The following is an 18,991-nucleotide window of genomic DNA, read 5'->3' on the forward strand; positions in this document are numbered from 1 at the left end:
CACCCCGGCTGTTCAATAATCATTAACCGCATTTTAAAGCTTTTCTTTGTGGCTTACGGTTTTGTTTTGTTTTTTGGTTTTGGTTATTGTCTAGTTTAGTGCTTGGGTTGTTGCTTATCTGGCTTTGGTGTTTGAGACTTTTGGGTTTGTTAATTTTTGTATCTATGTGTACGGGGGACTCTATGGAATGCTCGGCTTACGATATGCTGGCTTCCGCGTAGGGCTTCTCTATTTACACCCAGTAAAGCTCTATGACAGCATTCCTAGGCAGGTAAGTTAAAACTTTCACTGAACTCTCTACTTACTCTCTCCATCAAACTTAGAAAGTTTTTAAAGTGCTCATGAATCGAATAGTTTAATGTCTTCTGCTCAAGCCAACAAGCTGAGGATCTGCTGGGGAATTAAGCGTGGCAGGAAGCTCGTGTGCAAGGAGCCCGTAACTGATGAGAAAGTCATTGAGGAGGTCAAGAGATTGATTGAGGAGCTGAAGAGAAGAATTGAGAGACATAAGGACAGGCTTGAGAATGCTACCTTCATTGACGAGTTGATTGTCTTATTGAAGCAATGGCTTAAGGAGCGCAAAAACGACAAGGGCAAGAAGGCCAAGGATGCTGGGAAAATCGTTAGGAAAATGATTAAATTATTAAAGAGACTCAGGAAGAAGTGGATCGAGACCTACTGGAAGCAATTCTTCGAACTCATGGACCTACTTGAGGAAGGCGCGGCTGATATAATAGTCATTGGCGGGAATGGTAATGGGAAATCGCTCGTAGCTCGCTTACGTAATGGGGATGTGGCTGTCGCGGTGGAAAGGGTTGCAACAAGTAATGGCGTCATAATAAACCTGGCGCTTAAGGACCTTAAGGGAGAAGACGTTAAGGTTTCTAACACGTTCAGCGACAGGGAAGCAATGGAGGACTGCCAGCACGGCTTTCACCTGACAGATGGAAGTACTGACTATGGATACCCAGCCATGGTCACAACACAGCCATGGCAAGTGGTCCTATGGTCACTCTGCTACCCTGGTAAGGTTCGCATGCGTATAGGCAGTATAAGCATAAATGAGGGTGATGTTTCAATCATATGGCGCTTAATCGCCAAGGACCATAGGGCGAGGAGTAAGGCAAAGATTGCCGAGGAGGTTGAGAAGCTCGACCTTAAAAGGCTTAAGGCATTCCTAGCATCGGCCGTTTTTGGCGATGGTGATGTTAACGTTAGTAAGAAGTACATAAGACTCATAATGGGTCTTAGCAAGTTCGAGTTGTGGCTTGATATATTAATGAGATTAATCAATGAGCTCGGCTTTATAATAAAATTAAGAGAGTATAAGGTTGAGGCCGAGATTTGGTCTAGCAAGGCTATTGGGTTAGCTAAGGATTGGCTTGGGATGCCCGAGATTAGGGAGTTGATTAAGTTGGGCGCCAGTTTACCCGACAGTAAGAAGCTCAGGGGAATAATAGAGCTTGCGTCAAAGGAGGTCAAGAAGTTGGGTGGATCATCGATTAATATCCCCGGAACAAATATAAGCATGACTGTGCGCATTAAGAGGAATTATAAGGTTGAGCTCAGGGCATGGAGAAGGGATGAGGGTAAGGTGTTGAGGTTAATTAAGGAGCTTAAGAGGACAGGCTATGAGTTAACGATATATGTTGATGGTAATGGTCGCGCAATCTCGATTACACATAATAAGGTTAAGAGTGATAAGCGTCTTAAGGAACCAGTCTGCGAATTACTTTATAGATGGCTAAATGAGGTGAGAGACGAAAAGAGGAAGGTAAAGATAGTCGCAACAATACAAAGCCTCGAATGCTTTGACAACACCTAACCGCCCAATCCCACGGGCTGGCAATTTTCCCTTTCTCTTCTAAATTAAAGAAAAGACAAGCGCTACTGAGACTTGAACACAGAAAATTGTCTCCGCATCCACAACCTAATGCAGTAACCTAATGCTTCGTCCAGGCTCGGCTACCCCGGCTATGCATATTGTTTAAATTGGTGTTTTTAATGCTTTTCTCCTGCTTCTCATTAGTTAGAATTCCAATGGGGCTGCTGATTGGTGGGTAACCGAGGTTTTGCATGGTTTTTACTTTGCCTGCCTTCTTCCTTAATCATCTCACGGACAATACTTTGCTTTGAGTAATGGCAACTATTAGACCCTCCATTAGAATTATTGCGTATGCTCATGGATTTTAATTTATCCTTACTGAGTCTGTAATTCTATATTATAATAATTATTTTTATCTATGATAATTCTAATGATTTTACCTATTTGGAAGAGTATATTGTTAATCTATAGAAAAGTTTATTAATGCATGCTTTTATTAGATCAAGTGAGTAAAATGTATTCACGAGGAGTTTTAATTGACAGATGAAAAATTCAGGGAAATAATACCAGTAGCCTTACTAGCGGCTACCCTTATACTCATGCTTAGCATTAGTAGTGCCTTAGCTTTAGGTCAAAGCTCATTTGAAGGTGGGGTATCTGCGCCGAAGGAGTACACTATAACCTTCACTGAATCTGGGCTTCCTCAGGGTACTCAATGGTCCATAACTCTTAACAATGAGGTTACTGAATCCTCCAGCGGTAACTCAATAGTCTTCTACGTCAATAATGGCACATATGAATTCAGTATTAGTTCAGTAAATGGTTACTCAGCCTCACCATCATCAGGTAGTGTGACAGTTAATGGTGAAAACGTGACAGTCCCGATATCGTTCACTGCCGTAACTCATTCAATAACGTTCACTGAAACCGGATTACCACAGGGCACTAGGTGGAGTGTTACATTAACAATCACTGTAACCTATAGGGGTGAATCGCAGACTAGCAGTACCACTGAAAGCTCCACAACTAATAAAATAGTGTTCAATAACCTAGTTAATTACCAATACGGCTTCACAATATCAAGTAATGGCTACTCAGCCTCACCCTCAAGTGGATCAGTGAGCGTGAGTAATAATAACCCAGTGGTGTCGATATCATTTAAGCCCATTAAATATGAAGTTTGGTTCATAGGTAACTCAGACGCGTGCTCATGGACAATCACGCTCATTAACGGTAGTGGGAAACTCTACGGTACACCAAAGCGGTTGGCTAATGGTTCATATGGCTTAAGCTTCACTTTAACTAATGGTAACTACTCCTGGGGCTTAATTCAAATGTACTCATCTAAGTTTTGTGGTTACGTTGATTTACCGAGGAGTGGGGTTGTTAGGGTTAATGATAGTGATGCTTCAGTTCACATAAGTGAAATCCCGGTTAACCACGTAGTCACCTTCATTGAGTTTGGCCTGCCTCAAGGAATGGAGTGGAGCGTAATGCTTAATGGCACAACCATAGACTATAACGCCTTTAACTCAAGTAATACAAATGAAGTAACATTCATGTTACCTGAAGGTACTTATAAGTATTGGGCCAGTGCAGGTAATGATTACTACGCCGTTAATGAAACCGGAGAAGTGTATGTTGGTGGCTCATTGAGTAATGGATATAGCCTATTCGAGACCTTTAACCTAGTCTTCAAGCATGCGGTAATGAACGTGTACTCTCAGTACTCTGGTTACTTCTTCACTAACTTTAATGAATTGAATAAGTTCTACGTTAATGCATCGTATAATGGCTTAATGCCGGTTAAGGTTAATGGAACCATGGGTACCTTAATCCTTGACTTCACTTACAATAAGACCATTGGTCTTTGGCAGGCTGCGGTAAATATGGGTGAACTACAGCCTGGTGTGCATGAACTAGTGACTTACATTACGTATAAGGCAGGCAGCAGCATGATTACGTTAACTAGGAATTACACTGTTACAGTGGTTCAGGTACCATCATTCGTAATCGCGTTAAGCGGTAAATACTCCTTTACGTTTCAGGATGCTGAAGTGACTAGTAGGGTGTCGTTTAAGAATCAGGGTAATTCACTATACGGTAATTCATTTGCAATAGGTTTAACAGTTAACGTTACGTGGAGCCCATTTGATGAGGATGTAAGTGCGGATTACGTTGGTGGTAATCTTAACCCAATGCCCATTGAATTCAATCTTGCTGTAACCTTAAGTTCAAGGGGTAGTATGATTATTAATGGTACACTCTCCCAAAGCCTAAACGGTAGTATAGCCTCTGTTAAGATTAATGAGAACCTAGCCGTATCAGTGTCAGGTAGCCTAGGCATTAATTACACTGATTGGACTATTAAACTCAATAATATTGATGTTGAGATTGCGGCATCAGTATCAGGTTCATACATAATACCCACTCCATGGGGTGTCGATGTTAATGTTGCTGGTTCAAGCATAAGCATAGGGTTCACAGTAACCTTAACAGTGGGAGCTAATGCTAACGTTAACGTATACTTAACCCCAACTAGTAATCCATCAAGTGAATTATTCAGTGGAATACCATTAACGGTCAGTGAAATTGAGGGTTCAGTGAATGTACCATTCACGGTAATTGCAGCATTGAGTGGCGAGTATGATGGCATCGGCTTCTCCGCCGGCTTAAGTGGTACAGTTACCGTGGGTATTGGGCTCCAGGCAGGTAACAACATAGTGAGGGGAGGCAACTTAACGGGTGTTGTTAACGTCTTTGGCACACTTAACTTAGTTTGCTTCAGTGAAACCTTCACATTTAACCTACTGGGACCTGGAGTCATATACCAATGGGGTAATCCAGATCCAGTAGCTAATACTAGGGGCACTTCAGTATCCCTACCATCAAGGCCGTCAAACATTTGCGGCTTCAAGCCTAAGCCAAACCCACAGAAAAGTGATGGTGGTGACCCAATTACCTGGGTTAATGGTTCAACACTCGGCCTATTGGTTAATGGGTTACCATTCGGCTATGGTTACTCAACAGCATCAATAGGTAACCTAACGTACGTTTACTACACCTACACCCAGGATGGGGTGGCTTGGATTAATGGATTAACGCTCAATAATACTATTGTTACGCAAGCCCCATTACCTAACCTACGCTCCCTTGGGGTTGCTTCACCATTTACCTATGTTACTAATGGTTCATTAATGATGCTGTGGGACTCAGTACCGGTTGCCTCAAACTATACATTAAGTAACTTAACTATACTGCTCCAGTACTCTAAATTGATTAATGGGACATGGGTTAAGCCAGTTAACGTAACGAACAGTGGCTTGGCATTATCGTATTCTACTGATGGTGACTACATCTACGTGATATGGAGTAGTAGCTTCAATTACTCTAGGACATTAATCCTAACCTACAGTATACGTAGCCTTAAGCCAGTGGCGAATTACTCAATACCAGGTTCATACATGATTTACGGGGCATGGCGTGGTGAAATCATTGTAAGGTTACTTAATGGTTCCCTAATACTCCTCAGGAATGGATCCATAATACTTTTAGCTAATGTAACCGACGCAGGCTTTAATAATGGTGAATTCTACGTACTCTTCACTAATGAGACACTTAAACTCACTGGTATTATTAACGCAACAATACAACTACCAAGTGGTATTGCATTAGTTTATCCGCTGGTTAATGATGGTAGATTAATTATTGCCGCAGCATCCGTTAATGCATTATTCACGTACCTATGGAATGGTTCACTAATAAAGCTTAGAAGCACCCCAGTAGAATTAGTGAACAGCCTTGAGGCTACTGCCAGTAGTGACTACCTGTATACGATAGCCTCAAACACCACTAAGTATTTTAATGAATCAAGCTTAATCACGTTAATCCAACCCTTGGAGACTGGTAAACCATTAATAGGCATCAATACTACTCAATCATCAGTGGGAATTAGCTGGGTTATTAATTCCCCAGGTTATTATAATGTTTCAAGTGTTACATTAAGCGAGTTCCTTAATGGATCCTTAATAATGAGGAGGAGCATCAGTTACAATGGATCATTAATAATACCAATTAATGATTCCGGGGTCTACACCTTCACTGTTATTGAGCACTCACCCCTTGGTTTAGGGATAAGTACTGATAATGCAACCTACCGTGAGGTTACTTTTAAGGCTAGTAATTTGCCTAGTGGTGAGGAGTGGGGTGTTGAATTAGATAATGTTACTAGGGTGAGTAATACAAGTGAGATCACGTTCCTACTACCCAGTGGGCTGTATGAATATTTTATCCAGTCACCAGTTAACTACACTGCAAGCCCAATTAGTGGATTCATTAACGCATCAGTGAACGTCATAGTTAACGTTAATTTAACTAATGAGGCTAAGGCATCAACCACAGTAACATCAGTAAGCACAGTCACTAACACTGCAGTAAGCATCACTACAGTTACCTCAACATCAGTAGCTACCTCAACACTAGTTACCACCTCAGTGAGCACTATGACGAGTACAGTAATTAGTACATTAACATTGGTGAGGCAGGCTATGGGTAATAAACAGTTTGCGGTGATCGCAGGATCGGTCATAGTAATCATTGTTATTGTAGTATTAGTACTAGTGCATAATAGGACTGATAGTATTAAAAATAATTAGATTTAAATATTGAAATAAAAGTCTTAAAATTAAGTATCATTACTTATCTTCAACTTAGATTAAATGTATCAACATACTATTCTGTAACCTTATTCACGCTCCAGTGCCGTATTGCCTTGGTTAAGGCATTAATGACTAGGTTCAATAACTTTAGTTGAGTTTAAGTACTCATTAACGCATGCCATAACCACCTTACTGTACCTCTCTACGAATGATTGACCCTTAAGCCTTAGGTTAGGTTCAGCTTGAGTTAAGGCATTCTTAACAACTCTAATTATCCTCTCAGCATCAAGCGTATTAGCGTACTTAGCCAATATAGGCTTAATGAGCTCACAGCCACCAGCACCCTCAAGAACATCCCTAAGTTCACTCAGCAGCTTTTCCTTGGCCGCCTCAACCTCAGTCCAGTGTATTAACCTTCCATTAACCTCAATGTACCCACTTGGCACTAGGCTAGGCATCCACACGTACCCACATTCCATGCACTTTAACTGGAATTGACCACCAGCTATTATTCCGATCCTCGTTGAGCCACATTTAGGGCATCTTAACCCTTCCCTATGCATCAGTTTTTAATCAAATTAAGGTTTATAAAACACTAGCTGATGCAGTAACTGGACCAGGCTAAGAGGGGTATGATCCCCCCTGTGAGGCCTGGGGACGAGCCGCGGGGCAGCTTTCCTCCTCATGATTAATCAATATTAGTGATCATTAAGTGAGTTAACTTATGGAGCTTAAGGCTAGGTTATTAGAATTGAGGATAATGCAACAGCGAGTAACCCTGAGGTTAACCCAAGTAGAACACCACCTATTACATCTGTTAAGTAATGCGCATTCAAATACACCCTAGATATGGTCACTAGTATTGCCTCGGTTAGGAGTATTGATGATGCAATCCTATTAAGGGTCATTAATGCGATTAGTGCTCCACTAAAGACCACTGCAGCGTGGCCACTGGGGTATGAGAATCCACTGGCGGCTAGTACTGGTTTACCATAACCCATTTCGTAGGGTCTTCGACGTTTCATGAGCAGTCTAGTTACTCCACCAATTATATAGGCTAGAATTATTGATAATGTTAACTCAGTGAAGGGAACCCATAGTCTCAATACTAGGAGCCCTAGGTCCACAAGACCCCATGTGTAGAATCTACCATACTTAGTCAATAATATTGCAATGTGATCCAGTGGTCTAGGTCTGTTAATGCTTGAAATTAATGAAGCCACCGTTGAGTCAACCTTGTTAACGGGTTTAAGGTGCACAATTAGCGTTACAGCCACGTAGGCTAATCCAGTTATTAATAATGAGTAGTACACGTTGAAGTCAACCTAGGGGAGTATATAGGTATTACCTTACGCATACCCATGAAGAGTGGGAGTTAATAGGTTAGTAAGGGTATTCACCTTCTGCCAGGCTTCCTTTCAGGCTTACCATGCGGCTTAGCCGCTGGCTTCCTGGGCGGTGGCTTAGCGTAAATTGTCTTAACCTCCTGAACCCTCCTCATGAACTCCTCCTTAAGCCTAGGTGCGATGAAGTTACCCGTGAAGACATCAGCCTTAGCCGCTATGGCTAATTTAGCCGCAAGAGCCCTAGCGATCTTACCCCTCTGCCACCTTGGCGCCCTGAATATGTCCGGGTACTGGAATATGACACCATGCTTCGGCGGCCTCCCCCTGCCTCTGAGTGCCCTGAATAGCGCCTTCTCGGCACCGAGGACTTGAATAGTTGATGCTGGCATTAAAGCCAGCTTCATTAGGCTACCGGCCAATGCAATTAACCTAGCTCCAAGTAGTGAACCAGCAAGTTCTCTAATATTGGGTGCAACGTCCTTCATTGCGTCATCAATGTACTCAGTCAAGTTTTCCCTAATTGTCTGCATGTCTAAGTAAAGCTTAGCTAAAGCCTTAATCTGCTGAAGATCCCACTCAACTATGGATGCTCCAACACTCTTAGCAGCTGCCTCAGCTATCCTACTAGCCCTCTCCTCACCAAGTTCAGGTAAGGCCTTAACTATGTTATCCTTAGTGTAATTAGACCTATCTCCAAGCTTATAAACGAGAGCTGCGTATTCATTATTATTCCTCGTTAAGTTCTCTAATTCAGGGAAATGTATACCATACCATTCCCTAAGCCTAGAGGCCACAAGGTTAGATACCTTATCTAAATCATCCACCGAATTTATGGCTTGAGCAATGAATAAGTCCCTCCTCTCAGCAGCCTGCTTCAGCTTTAGCCTAGTTTGAATAACTGAAATCTCGTGGACCCTCTTAATGTACTCAATGGGTTCAATACCATAAACCTCCTTAAGGTACTTACTCCAAAACTCCTCCCTAAACATCCTACCCACCTTAGTGGGTAATTCGGCCTTAATCTCAACACCCTTAATCACATTAGTTAGGTTCCTGGCTAACTCCTTATGCTCAACGTAAACTGTGGAAAAACCAGCTTTAGCTAGCCTATTTATGAAGTCCACTAACTCATCGGTAGGTTTACCAACCTCAATACTATTAAGCATGTTAGCGATCCTTTGAGCATCATAATTATACACTAGCTTATCCACCACTGAACCATCATCCCTAAGCGCAATGATGCCTAAGGCGTCCAGCATTAGGTATACTGTGGAACTCACATACACACTTAATTAAGGGCATTATTAAATATTATGCCTAGTAGGCAAGTCATGTTATCCTTACCCTTAACGTATTGAAGAGTTGATTCACCAGTAAGGATCATAGAGTTCATTATTCACTTAAAAGTGTAATTATGGTAGTGGTTCATGTAAGACGAGTAGAGTTATGGCTCATGTTCTCTACTTTCATTTTAATACGATACATATATAGTATTATAGTGTACTCACTATTTCTATCGCAATTATGCTTTACTAAGTGTAGTAGAATTAACCATAGTGGTAAATTTATTCCTTTAAATAAAACGTATTTCAGCATTGTTATTGGGAAATACTTAAAAACAAACATTGTGATGGCCATATTATGCTCAGTAATGATAAATGCCAAATCTTTAATGCAGAAAGAAGCCTAGAAGCCATTAGTGCAAACAAGATTAATGGAGGTGATGGATGTGACTGATGTTGGGTTAGCCCTAGTAGTGGTTGAGGTTCTAGTGGTAATATCGTCGTTAGCAGTCCTATTAACCAAGGATAACCTATACTCAGCCCTATACCTAGCCCTTGCATCTGGTTTATCCGCAACAGCTTTACTGTTAATGAATGGCGTGCTTCCCTTCGTGTTGATAGTTATGATTTATGTTGGTGCAACAATAACAATAACAATAATACTTGCCGCAACCTACAGGAGACCAGTAGCCTATACTGGTATTGAGGGTAAGTGGATTGGAGTTGCATTAGTTATAGTGATTTTATCACTAATAGCCTTAAAGTCTATTTACACAACTCCACTGCAACCTGTTAGCCTAAGTTCAGTGCAGCTGGCTCATGATGTATTAAGCAGTAGCATGGTCATGTTGCTTATACTCTTAGTATCGTTCTTATCCATAGTGATGGCTATAACAATAAGGTACTTGAAGGTGACCCAAGCATGATTGGTGAATCCCTATCACTAATAGTAACGGCAATCTTAATCCTATCAATAGGCTTAACGGTAGTTATTAACTCCAGGGATTTAATCAGGCTACTAATAGGGCTTGAGTTAATGTTTAATTCAATCTTCTTAACTGCAGTGGCCTTATATGTCTACCAGCCTTACTTGGCGTTCATAGTTGTTACGGTGAGTGTAATTACCTCAGCTGCTGAATTCATAGCATTAATAACAGCTATCTTAACGATAGATAGGATGAGGAAGAATATAGAGACAAGGAGTATTTTAGCTGGGGGTGATAAGTCATGATGGTTTACATGGATCCAGTACTCGTATTCTCATTATCACTCCCAATAGCAGCAGTGGTATTAACTGCAGTTCTGAATAAACGTGCGGCTCTCTATACGGCAGTAATATCATTCATACCGCTCATAGCATATTCACTGTACGGTATTTTCGCGAACCTTGATTACTTAGTTCCATTGGGTAGCTTACCGAACCCAATTGGCGGCATGTATCTTATTAATGATGGTTTAAGCAATTCATTTGGGTTCACAATAGCCTTAGTTACAGCTATGATATCTATTGTTTCAGAACCATACATGGAGCATAGGTTCCGTGCACTCGGCATTAAGGAGGAGTTCAACATATATTACCCATTATTCATATTGTGTGGTATATCAATGGAGTGGATAGTATACGCGTATAACCTGCTTCTCATGTATATAGGCCTTGAAGTGTCTTTAATCTCATCATTCCTCCTAATATACTTCTATGGTTATGATGGTTACGGTAGAACTAGACAGTGGATAGGCCTACTTTACTTCGTTTACACCCATGTGGCTAGTGTACTATTCCTAATTGGCGCAATTATGGTTGCATTAACTACCGGAACAATGAACCTAGCGGCCATAAAGTACGTGCCACCTATAGCTTGGGCCTTAATACTAATCGGTATGTTGATAAAATTACCAAGCTATGGCCCACATGTTTGGTTACCTTGGGCACACGGTATGCATCCTACACCGGTTGCGGCATTAATAATATCAGTGGTTGGCCTAGCCTCATACATATTGGCTAGGATATATTTAATATCCCCATACTTCATCATATCAATCAGAACACCGCTGCTTGCCTACGCCATAATAGGCGGCATATTAGTTAGCTTCGCAGTGTTTAGGCAGAGGCATAGTTACAAATGGTTGTTAGCTTACTCTACAGTAGCTAACATGGCTTACCTACTAGCTGGCTTAACATTAGGTACATACGGTATAGTGGGCTTAACGCTCCACTTCATTGCTCATCAGTTGGGTAAGGCAGTGCTCTTCATGACTGCTGGAGCGATTATTGCTCAATACGATGTTTTGGATATGTCTAAGATGGGTGGACTCCAGAACTACATACCATCCATAGGTGGCGCGGCATTACTTGGTTGGATGAGCCTAGCAGGCATATTCACGGTTGGGCTACTGGGCGAATTCTTCCTATTCCTAGGTCTAATAACAACGCTTGGCTTCAGCCTAAGCACACTATGGGCTTTTGTAGGTTTAGCATTCCTATTCCTATTAACTGGAACATATGGTTTCTGGGCTTTAAAGGAGGTCTTCTATGGACAACCAAGGTGGCCATATACTAAGACGAAGCCAAGTAACAAGCTTGTTGTACCACTATATGTGCTTGGGTTAACAAGCGTTATACTACTGTTTCCACCTATATCAACATCACTGATCCATGCGATATTAAGCTCAATAGGGGTGATAATGCATGTATGAGTCTATTCTCCCTACCTTAATAGCCTTAATGACACTAATACCCATATTGCTGGCTTCACCAATATCAATATACTGGTCTATTGAGCAGGATAACCGTAAGGCACGCCCACTGGAGTACTTAGCTGTTACTGGGCTTGGCATAGCAGCCTTGGTGTCAACATATATAGCGGTTGCTTACCCGATGAGGACTATCATTTACTCATACCCATGGATATCAGTACCAAGTGTCTTCACGATATATGTATCATTCATTGTTGACTTCCTAAGTAGGTACATGGGTTTATTAACGGCTTGGCTCGCCTTCATAATAGGGGTATATAGTCTTGAGTATATGGCAAATGACTATAGGTTAGGTTGGTTCTGGTTCTTCTATAATACCTTTGCAGCATCGATGCTACTGCTTGTGTACTCCAATAACCTACTCCTAATGTTCATAGGGTGGGAAGGATTAGGCTTAAGTTCATGGGCCTTAATAGGCAATTGGTTCAGGGATGATGATGAAACATCCTTCGTTGGTAAATTAGGCGATACTGTTCTAGGTAAGCCAGCGTGGACTACTCCATCCTACGCTGCCTATAGGGCTATAGTTACAATAAGGTTCGGTGACATGCCTATGCTAGGTGCCTTAGCTGCAATAGGGATATTTGGAGGAAGTCTCGACTTCAACACGATAAACTGGAGTCACTTAACAAGTGTATTAGGTACTGTTGGAACCGCCATAGTGCTTATTGCCTTCCTACTGGGTCCGTTCACTAAAAGTGCTCAATTCCCATTCAATGACTGGCTTCTAACAGCCATGACTGGTCCAACCAGTGTTTCAGCGTTACTCCACTCAGCCACCATGGTTGCGGCAGGTGTGTACGTTTTCATGAGGCTTACACTGTCCCTTTATGGGGCAGGAGCATTAGCATCAACTGGAGTATTGGTAACATACCTAGTTGTTATTTATGTCGGCTTATTAACAGCCTTACTTGGATCATTATTCGCCTTAGCCATCGATGAGAGGAAGGTTATCTTAGCTGGTTCAACCATGGCATCATTAGGGTTAATGATGGGTATAACAGCTGTTACACCATACTTAAACAGCGTAGTAACCATTGGTGAATATGTTCTTCCTGCAGCTGTCCTAGTGGCTTTCCTATACCTAATAATACATGCATTATCTAAGGCTACACTATTTCTCGTCAGTGGCCACTTAATTCATGAAACTGGCACTAGGTTTAACGTTGGCGACCTTGAGTTAGCTAAGAGAATGAAACTTGCCTTCTACTCAACAATAGCCGCAGCAATAACCCTAGGAGGGGTTCCACCATTAGCTGGTTACTGGGTTCACGCCGCAATGGATGACTTAGTCTCCAGCATCAGTCAAACAGTAGGATGGGGATCATATGCACTACTGATACTCACAAGCATAGCTTACGTGGCATTCCTAGCCAGGTTCACTTCACTAAACTTCATTAAGGGAGGTAGTGTGAAGCATAGTGAGGCTGAGCATGGTGGATTAATTATGGCCACCTCGTATGCTTTAACCGCCACTGTTGCCTTAGCCACAGTGGCCATACCATTCACATTGCATGTACCATCAGTATTAATTGAACCAGGCTACGACGTTTACGTTGTCAGCATTGGTGTGTTCCTTTGGGTCATCTTCGTAATTGCCTTAATGAAGCCAAGGGCACAGTCACTAAGTAGCTTAACAACAATCTTCGAACGTAGGTATTATCTGCAAGCATTCATGGATGTTGTGTTAGCTGGCTTTGGGAAAGTGCTGATAGAGTTCGCCTACCTAATAAGTCATGGGATTGATGTATTATTCAATACCCTAATACCATCCTTATTCACAAGTTTCTCCAGAGTGATTAGAAGGGTTCAAGTGGGTTTACTGAACCAGTACATTAAGTATATTTACTTGGCAACAGTGGTAATGTTAATAATAGTGCTGATACTGGTGATGGTGTATGGTTGAGTACATTGAGGTAATAGTTTCATCAGTAATAGGAACAATACTAGCCACTGCCGCACTACTGGCAGTTAAGAAGGAGGAGTACGCTTGGATACCCGCCATAATACTCCTACTACCTGACCTGTGGGTTAACGTTAACTACGTAGTCTACCCAGTACTCGTAGACATTGTGATAGTGGGTAACATATTGTCACTTAAGACTCTTAGCAATAGGCCGTATAGGGGTCTTGACTATGCCTTAATGACCGTAATAGGGTTGGTGAGTTCATATGCCCTTTACGTGCCGATAGGGTCAAGCGCCGTGGCTATTGCCTCGTACTTCGGTTTCCTACTGGGCTTATTCATGATTATAAGCGTTGCCTCATACTTCATAATACAGATTGGTTCTAAGCCGGAAAACATGGATGCGGCTGTTAAGGCAATAGTGGCCTTCGTTATAGCGACTGTACTCTTCTTCACTGGTTCAGTGGTACTGCTTTCATCATACTTCATTGGCTCATCCCCACCACTATTCATGCTTGGCTACACCCTAGCCTTACTCGGAATAATGCTTGAGGTAGGTGCAGCACCAATGCATATTTGGGTACCGGATGTATTCACTGCAGGTGACCCAATTCCAGTATCTATACTAGCCTCAACAATTAAGATAATGCCTATTATAGTCCTAGTTAAGTTAATGTACCCAATCCTAACAAGCCTAGGAGGTTTCTACGTAAGTTACGCCTTCTGGTTAACTGCAGTAATGTCAGCCTTAAGTATGCTGATTGGGAACGTAGGTGCATTAACGTCTAAGGAGGCTTCAAGGGTCTTAGCCTACTCCAGCGTAGCTAACATGGGTTACATACTAGCCGCTGTAGCAGTCCTAATTAATGCACCGGCAATAGCTCCTCAGTCAAGCCAAGTCCTCATCTACGCATTAGCTGGGTTAATAACTCAACTGGTTGTTAATGCGGCAGGTAAGATAGGCTTCTTCACAATAATTAAGGGTGACTATAAGGGTAGTGTTTATAGTTACCTCCTTGGACTCTCATTCATAGGTACGCCACCTCTCCTTGGGTTCTGGAGTAAATTATTCATAATAATATCACTCATCTACCTAGGGCCAATGGGGCTCTGGTTAGCCGTATTCCTAGTGATTAACTCAGTAATATCAGTACCCTACTACGTTAGGTTATCAAGGGACTTAAGCGTTAAGGCCCCGTCTGGAATGGTACTCTACACTGTAGCACTAATGACAGCCATCATGCTGCTTGGCGTTATAATACCAATACCAGCTTTAATAGTTTCATCATCAAAGGGACTCTTAAACTACCTAAGCCTACAGCCTTAGGCGCCTCGCGTTTAAAAGAGGGCGTTAATTTTTAAAAAGCCCACATTTAACAGTTCCTGATAGTTAATGGGTAAGAAGATACTGGTGCAGAGAGCCGGCAGAGGTGGTTCCCAGTTCAAGTCACCTAGCTGGAGGAGGGTTGCGCCACTTAGGTATGTTCAATTCAGTGAGGAGCAGTTAAAGGCAACAATTAGGGGGATTATTAAGGAACTCCTCCACATCACTGGCTTAAACGCCCCAGCAATGCGCATTGTTCTCGAGAATGGTGAGGAAATGTACCTACCGGCTGTTGAGGGTGTTTACGTAGGTAAGATTATTGAATTTGGGCCGGATGCTAGGGTGGAGCCAGGTAATGTTATGCCAATTGGTAAAATACCTGAAGGCACTATGGTTTGTAATATTGAGAAGAGCGTTGGTGATGGTGGGAGGTACGCAAGGTCCAGTGGAACCTACGGTGTAGTTATGATTCACAGGGACTCAACAACACTGGTTCAATTACCCAGTGGAAAGATGGTTGAGGTTGATTCAAGGGCTAGGGCAACAATAGGCATAGTTGCTGGTGGGGGGAGGGTTGAGAAGCCCTTCGTTAAGGCGGGTAGCAAGTACCATAGGGCTAGGACTAAGGCTTGGAAGTACCCGAAGGTTCGTGGTAAGGCAATGAGCGCCTATGCTCATCCGCATGGTGGTGGTAGTCACCAGCAGGGTGGTACGCCAGTTAAGAAGAATGCACCACCTGGACAGAAGGTTGGCTTCTACGGATCCAAGTGCACTGGGCGTGGTTGCGTTAGGTGGAGGGCTCAGCAGGCTAAGACACAGCAGAGGCAGCAGGCTTAATGGGCTTCAGTGTACTTACTCAATGTGCTTAACGTGCTTTTAATTAATTCGCCTAATAATTCACCCCTACTTCTGAACCTCCTCCTATAGTCCTGGAAAATTAACTGCACGTAATTGGGCGTTATGGTTACTTTAACATCCTTGAATACGTCGAAGTACACGTTAAACTTAACAGTATCCTCACCCGCCTGGAATGGTCCCGAGAAGGTGTAGAAGTTGGAGCCAGTAACCCTGATTATTAGGCTAGTTACCTTATCCCAGTGCTCAACAAGCTTCTTAGCCTCATCAATGTTCATAACCCCTAAGGAACCCTTAACTGCAATTAACCCACTGTAACTCTTACCAATCATCATTGCTGATATGAGGACTCCATTAATGTTGAAGTCCACGCTTCTAAACCTCCTGCTCCTAGTTAAGGTGATTACACCGTTAATCATTAACTTACCTAAACCTCAGATTATTAATTAAGCTTCCCTTAATTAACGGATCCTCAGTGTACTTAACGCATACCTATACGTTAGGCTCCATGGGGCTGGACTCCCAATGTAATGATCAAGGAATCCCCTCTCAGGCTCCGGCTTACCTGTCCTGCCATCTATCCTTGATGGTTGATTCCAAGTTAAGCCTTGTCTAACTAAGTTACTCCACTCCTTCTCAGCAATCTTCAACCACCCATCTACCCCAAGTTCCCTAGCAACACCCATCATTGAGAAAACTAGCCTAGGCCAGGATGAGTACGTTTGTGGACTATAACCTATAATGCCCTTATCCTCATCAACTAGATTCGGCGTAGTATATGGTGATGCTGAGCCATTAACCCTAATTATAGTCTCCATAGCCCTCTTAACCTTATCCTCATCAGTCACGTGGCCTAGGTCAAGCAGCATACTCCACCACTCACCCCAAATCTGGGCTAGGAATGATGCCTTACCGAAGTCTGGCTCATCCCAAGCCTTAAACCTATCACCAAGCCAAAGCCTATTGTACACACCCCTAGCCCTACTAAGCGTATCCTCAATCCTCTTTAAAGTTGAGCCATCATTCATTAACCTAGCCACCTCACGCATAGCCATTAAGGCAGCTAACCAGGTACTGACAGTGTAACTATCAACACCCTTAACAGACATGGCGTCGAAGGCTGTATCACCATCACCACTTAACTCCGGTACACCATCACCATCCTTATCCTGGCTTAGGACCCATTCAAAGGCCTTAACCAACTTAGGGTAAACCTCCCTAATGAAATCAGCATCATTACTCCTCTTAAAGTACCTATACACTAGGAGTATGTATGTTGTGTTTAAGTCCTTCCACCTAGGTGGCGCTGTGGTACCGTCCTCAACGTGATTCAGGCTATATATGCCTAGACTGTGAGGCACATAGCCATCATCCCTAATTGCATTAGTTAATTGTTTTAGGAATGATTTTTCGAGCTCCGGGAACATTAGGACTATTGGTAGTGAGCCTGTCTCATAGCATGCACCAGCTATTGTACCGTGGCATGGGCAATTCTCAACACCCTCAAGGATGCTGAATCTACCATCCTTAGTTAACCAAGTGCTCGTAGTCAATATATACGTACTGTTTATTATAGCGTCCTTAAGCCAATCGGGCAGTGATGGGTCAATCAACCTACCCTGCCAGTCAAGTGTGCTTGACCTAAGCCTATCGAAACTAGAGAGGAAATACTCAGCAACCTCCCTTGAATCCTTGAAGAAGTTCTCGTAGTAGTGATCATAATTGTATAGGTGCCACTTACCGTTAAAGAACCATGAAATGATGAACCTAGCCTCATCACCATCAGGAACCTCCACTGCAACTAAGCCAGCTGGGTCATCCCAGAGACCAATAACTTCATGAGGTTCCTCACCCCTTGGCATGCCACCAGCATCAATTGTCACCCATGGTTCAAGATTCTCGAAAGCCCCCTTCCAGGTCCTAGCCTTAAGGGCATGCTCAGGCTTGGCATTAATGTTATATTGAGTAATGGTGAATTTAGGCTTACTGGTAATTAGGGCCATATCACCCTTAGCTGGATCATTATCAGGAGCCTTAGTGTTGGTGAATAATACACCACCATTAATGCTCCTATTAATTCTACCAATTGGATTACTGCCAACCACATTGGGCACTGATACTACAACTAAGGCATCCGAACCCTTAACCCTCACAGTGAACCCCACTGCTGGTAATGAGGAATCCTTAATATTGCCTGGTATTATTGGTGTGAATGCCTCAACCTCAACATCAACACCATTCCTACTAGCCCTAAGCCAAGCAAAGGGCCAACGACCCTCAAAATCAAGGACCACACCCCTACCCTCAAAACCTATCACGTTAACAGTACTCTGCATGAAGAATCCAGGACTATTCTTAGGCTTAACGAATACATGGAATCCTCTCAACTCCCTAATGGGAAAACCCCAGTTATTGGCAAACCTAGCGTTAACCAACCTACCCCTATTATCCAACTCCACACCCCCACTCCCAACACCACCAAGAGGCAAACCACCAAGCAAAATATCACCCGAGGAGTACTTAACCATAAGATAGCTAACGCTTAGACTGTATAAGCATTACCGTTACAAATAGAATACACTGCAGTATACAAAAAAGCAAATAAACCATGTTAATTAATTACATATGAAGCTTAATAAATACTAAGAATTCTAATAATTAAGTAAAGATAAGTAATTAATTAAATAAAGTATAAATATCGTAATAAAACTTATAAATTAAGGTGCATAATATGATTGTATGCACATAAAAATACAAATCTCTAGGGAAATTCAAGTTTCGGTAGTTGTGGTATCTGTAATGTTGATCCTGCTATCCATAAGTGTCTTAGCTGGTGCGTCTAATAATGTGCAGTCAACCTTCAAGACTGCATACTTTAGCTGGTTCTGGAATCCAGCAGCCAGAATGTGGAATCCTTATACGCCACAAAACTATTTAGGATGGCCCATATTTACGTATATGCCGTTAGCAGATTACAGTGATCCTACTGGTCAGTGGTGGCCTGTTTTGGCTGAGAATTGGACTTTGATTCCTGATAATC

At 42.4% G+C, this 18,991-nt stretch carries 14 protein-coding genes; 9 read left to right on the forward strand and 5 right to left on the reverse strand.

The window, feature by feature from the left end; genetic code table 11:
- Positions 1-358: 358 nt before the first annotated feature.
- A complete protein-coding gene (locus Q0C29_RS10655) occupies positions 359-1,825 on the forward strand; it encodes a hypothetical protein (RefSeq protein ID WP_292000643.1) in 1,467 nt (488 codons plus the stop codon).
- 536 nt (positions 1,826-2,361) lie between these two features.
- A complete protein-coding gene (locus Q0C29_RS10660) occupies positions 2,362-6,480 on the forward strand; it encodes a hypothetical protein (RefSeq protein WP_292000644.1) in 4,119 nt (1,372 codons plus the stop codon).
- 128 nt (positions 6,481-6,608) lie between these two features.
- Here Q0C29_RS10660 and Q0C29_RS10665 read toward each other — a convergent pair whose 3' ends face one another.
- The 3 genes from Q0C29_RS10665 to Q0C29_RS10675 all read right to left on the reverse strand — a co-directional run bounded on the left by Q0C29_RS10665 (position 6,609) and on the right by Q0C29_RS10675 (position 9,109).
- Positions 6,609-7,046 carry a hypothetical protein gene (locus Q0C29_RS10665; protein ID WP_292000645.1) on the reverse strand — a complete coding sequence of 146 codons (438 nt, stop codon included), beginning with the start codon at positions 7,044-7,046 and terminating at the stop codon, positions 6,609-6,611.
- Between the two features lie 174 nt (positions 7,047-7,220).
- Positions 7,221-7,796, reverse strand: a complete 576-nt coding sequence (locus tag Q0C29_RS10670) for a phosphatase PAP2 family protein (protein WP_292000646.1) — start codon at positions 7,794-7,796, stop codon at positions 7,221-7,223.
- A gap of 83 nt (positions 7,797-7,879) precedes the next feature.
- A complete protein-coding gene (locus Q0C29_RS10675; protein WP_292000647.1) occupies positions 7,880-9,109 on the reverse strand; it encodes a C/D box methylation guide ribonucleoprotein complex aNOP56 subunit in 1,230 nt (409 codons plus the stop codon).
- A 419-nt stretch (positions 9,110-9,528) separates the two neighbouring features.
- Between Q0C29_RS10675 and Q0C29_RS10680 the strand changes: the two genes are divergently transcribed.
- The 6 genes from Q0C29_RS10680 (at position 9,529) to Q0C29_RS10705 (ending at position 15,933) form a co-directional block, all read left to right on the forward strand.
- On the forward strand, positions 9,529-10,038 hold the full coding sequence (locus Q0C29_RS10680; RefSeq protein WP_292000648.1) for a hypothetical protein: 510 nt from the start codon (positions 9,529-9,531) through the stop codon (positions 10,036-10,038).
- Positions 10,035-10,343: an NADH-quinone oxidoreductase subunit K gene (locus Q0C29_RS10685; protein WP_292000649.1), complete on the forward strand. Its 309-nt coding sequence runs from the start codon at positions 10,035-10,037 to the stop codon at positions 10,341-10,343. Before Q0C29_RS10680 ends, Q0C29_RS10685 begins: the two co-directional genes overlap by 4 nt.
- Positions 10,340-11,806 carry a complex I subunit 5 family protein gene (locus tag Q0C29_RS10690; protein ID WP_292000650.1) on the forward strand — a complete coding sequence of 489 codons (1,467 nt, stop codon included), beginning with the start codon at positions 10,340-10,342 and terminating at the stop codon, positions 11,804-11,806. Before Q0C29_RS10685 ends, Q0C29_RS10690 begins: the two co-directional genes overlap by 4 nt.
- Positions 11,799-13,772: an NADH-quinone oxidoreductase subunit L gene (locus Q0C29_RS10695; RefSeq protein ID WP_292000651.1), complete on the forward strand. Its 1,974-nt coding sequence runs from the start codon at positions 11,799-11,801 to the stop codon at positions 13,770-13,772. Before Q0C29_RS10690 ends, Q0C29_RS10695 begins: the two co-directional genes overlap by 8 nt.
- Positions 13,765-15,099 carry a proton-conducting transporter membrane subunit gene (locus tag Q0C29_RS10700; protein WP_292000652.1) on the forward strand — a complete coding sequence of 445 codons (1,335 nt, stop codon included), beginning with the start codon at positions 13,765-13,767 and terminating at the stop codon, positions 15,097-15,099. Before Q0C29_RS10695 ends, Q0C29_RS10700 begins: the two co-directional genes overlap by 8 nt.
- 66 nt (positions 15,100-15,165) lie before the next feature.
- Positions 15,166-15,933: a 50S ribosomal protein L2 gene (locus tag Q0C29_RS10705; protein ID WP_292000653.1), complete on the forward strand. Its 768-nt coding sequence runs from the start codon at positions 15,166-15,168 to the stop codon at positions 15,931-15,933.
- Here Q0C29_RS10705 and Q0C29_RS10710 read toward each other — a convergent pair.
- Both Q0C29_RS10710 and Q0C29_RS10715 read right to left on the reverse strand, forming a co-directional pair.
- Positions 15,930-16,370, reverse strand: coding sequence for a hypothetical protein (locus tag Q0C29_RS10710; RefSeq protein ID WP_292000654.1), 441 nt, complete (start codon positions 16,368-16,370; stop codon positions 15,930-15,932). The genes Q0C29_RS10705 and Q0C29_RS10710 overlap by 4 nt on opposite strands.
- 42 nt (positions 16,371-16,412) lie before the next feature.
- Positions 16,413-18,479 (reverse strand): GH116 family glycosyl hydrolase, encoded by a 2,067-nt coding sequence (locus Q0C29_RS10715; protein ID WP_292000655.1) that lies wholly within the window; start codon positions 18,477-18,479, stop codon positions 16,413-16,415.
- A 271-nt stretch (positions 18,480-18,750) separates the two neighbouring features.
- Here Q0C29_RS10715 and Q0C29_RS10720 point away from each other — a divergent pair.
- On the forward strand, positions 18,751-18,991 hold a 241-nt coding region (locus Q0C29_RS10720; protein ID WP_292000656.1), incomplete at its 3' end, for a hypothetical protein.

Origin of the sequence: Caldivirga sp., from assembly GCF_023256255.1 — an archaeon.
Classification (GTDB): Archaea; Thermoproteota; Thermoprotei; order Thermoproteales; family Thermocladiaceae; genus Caldivirga.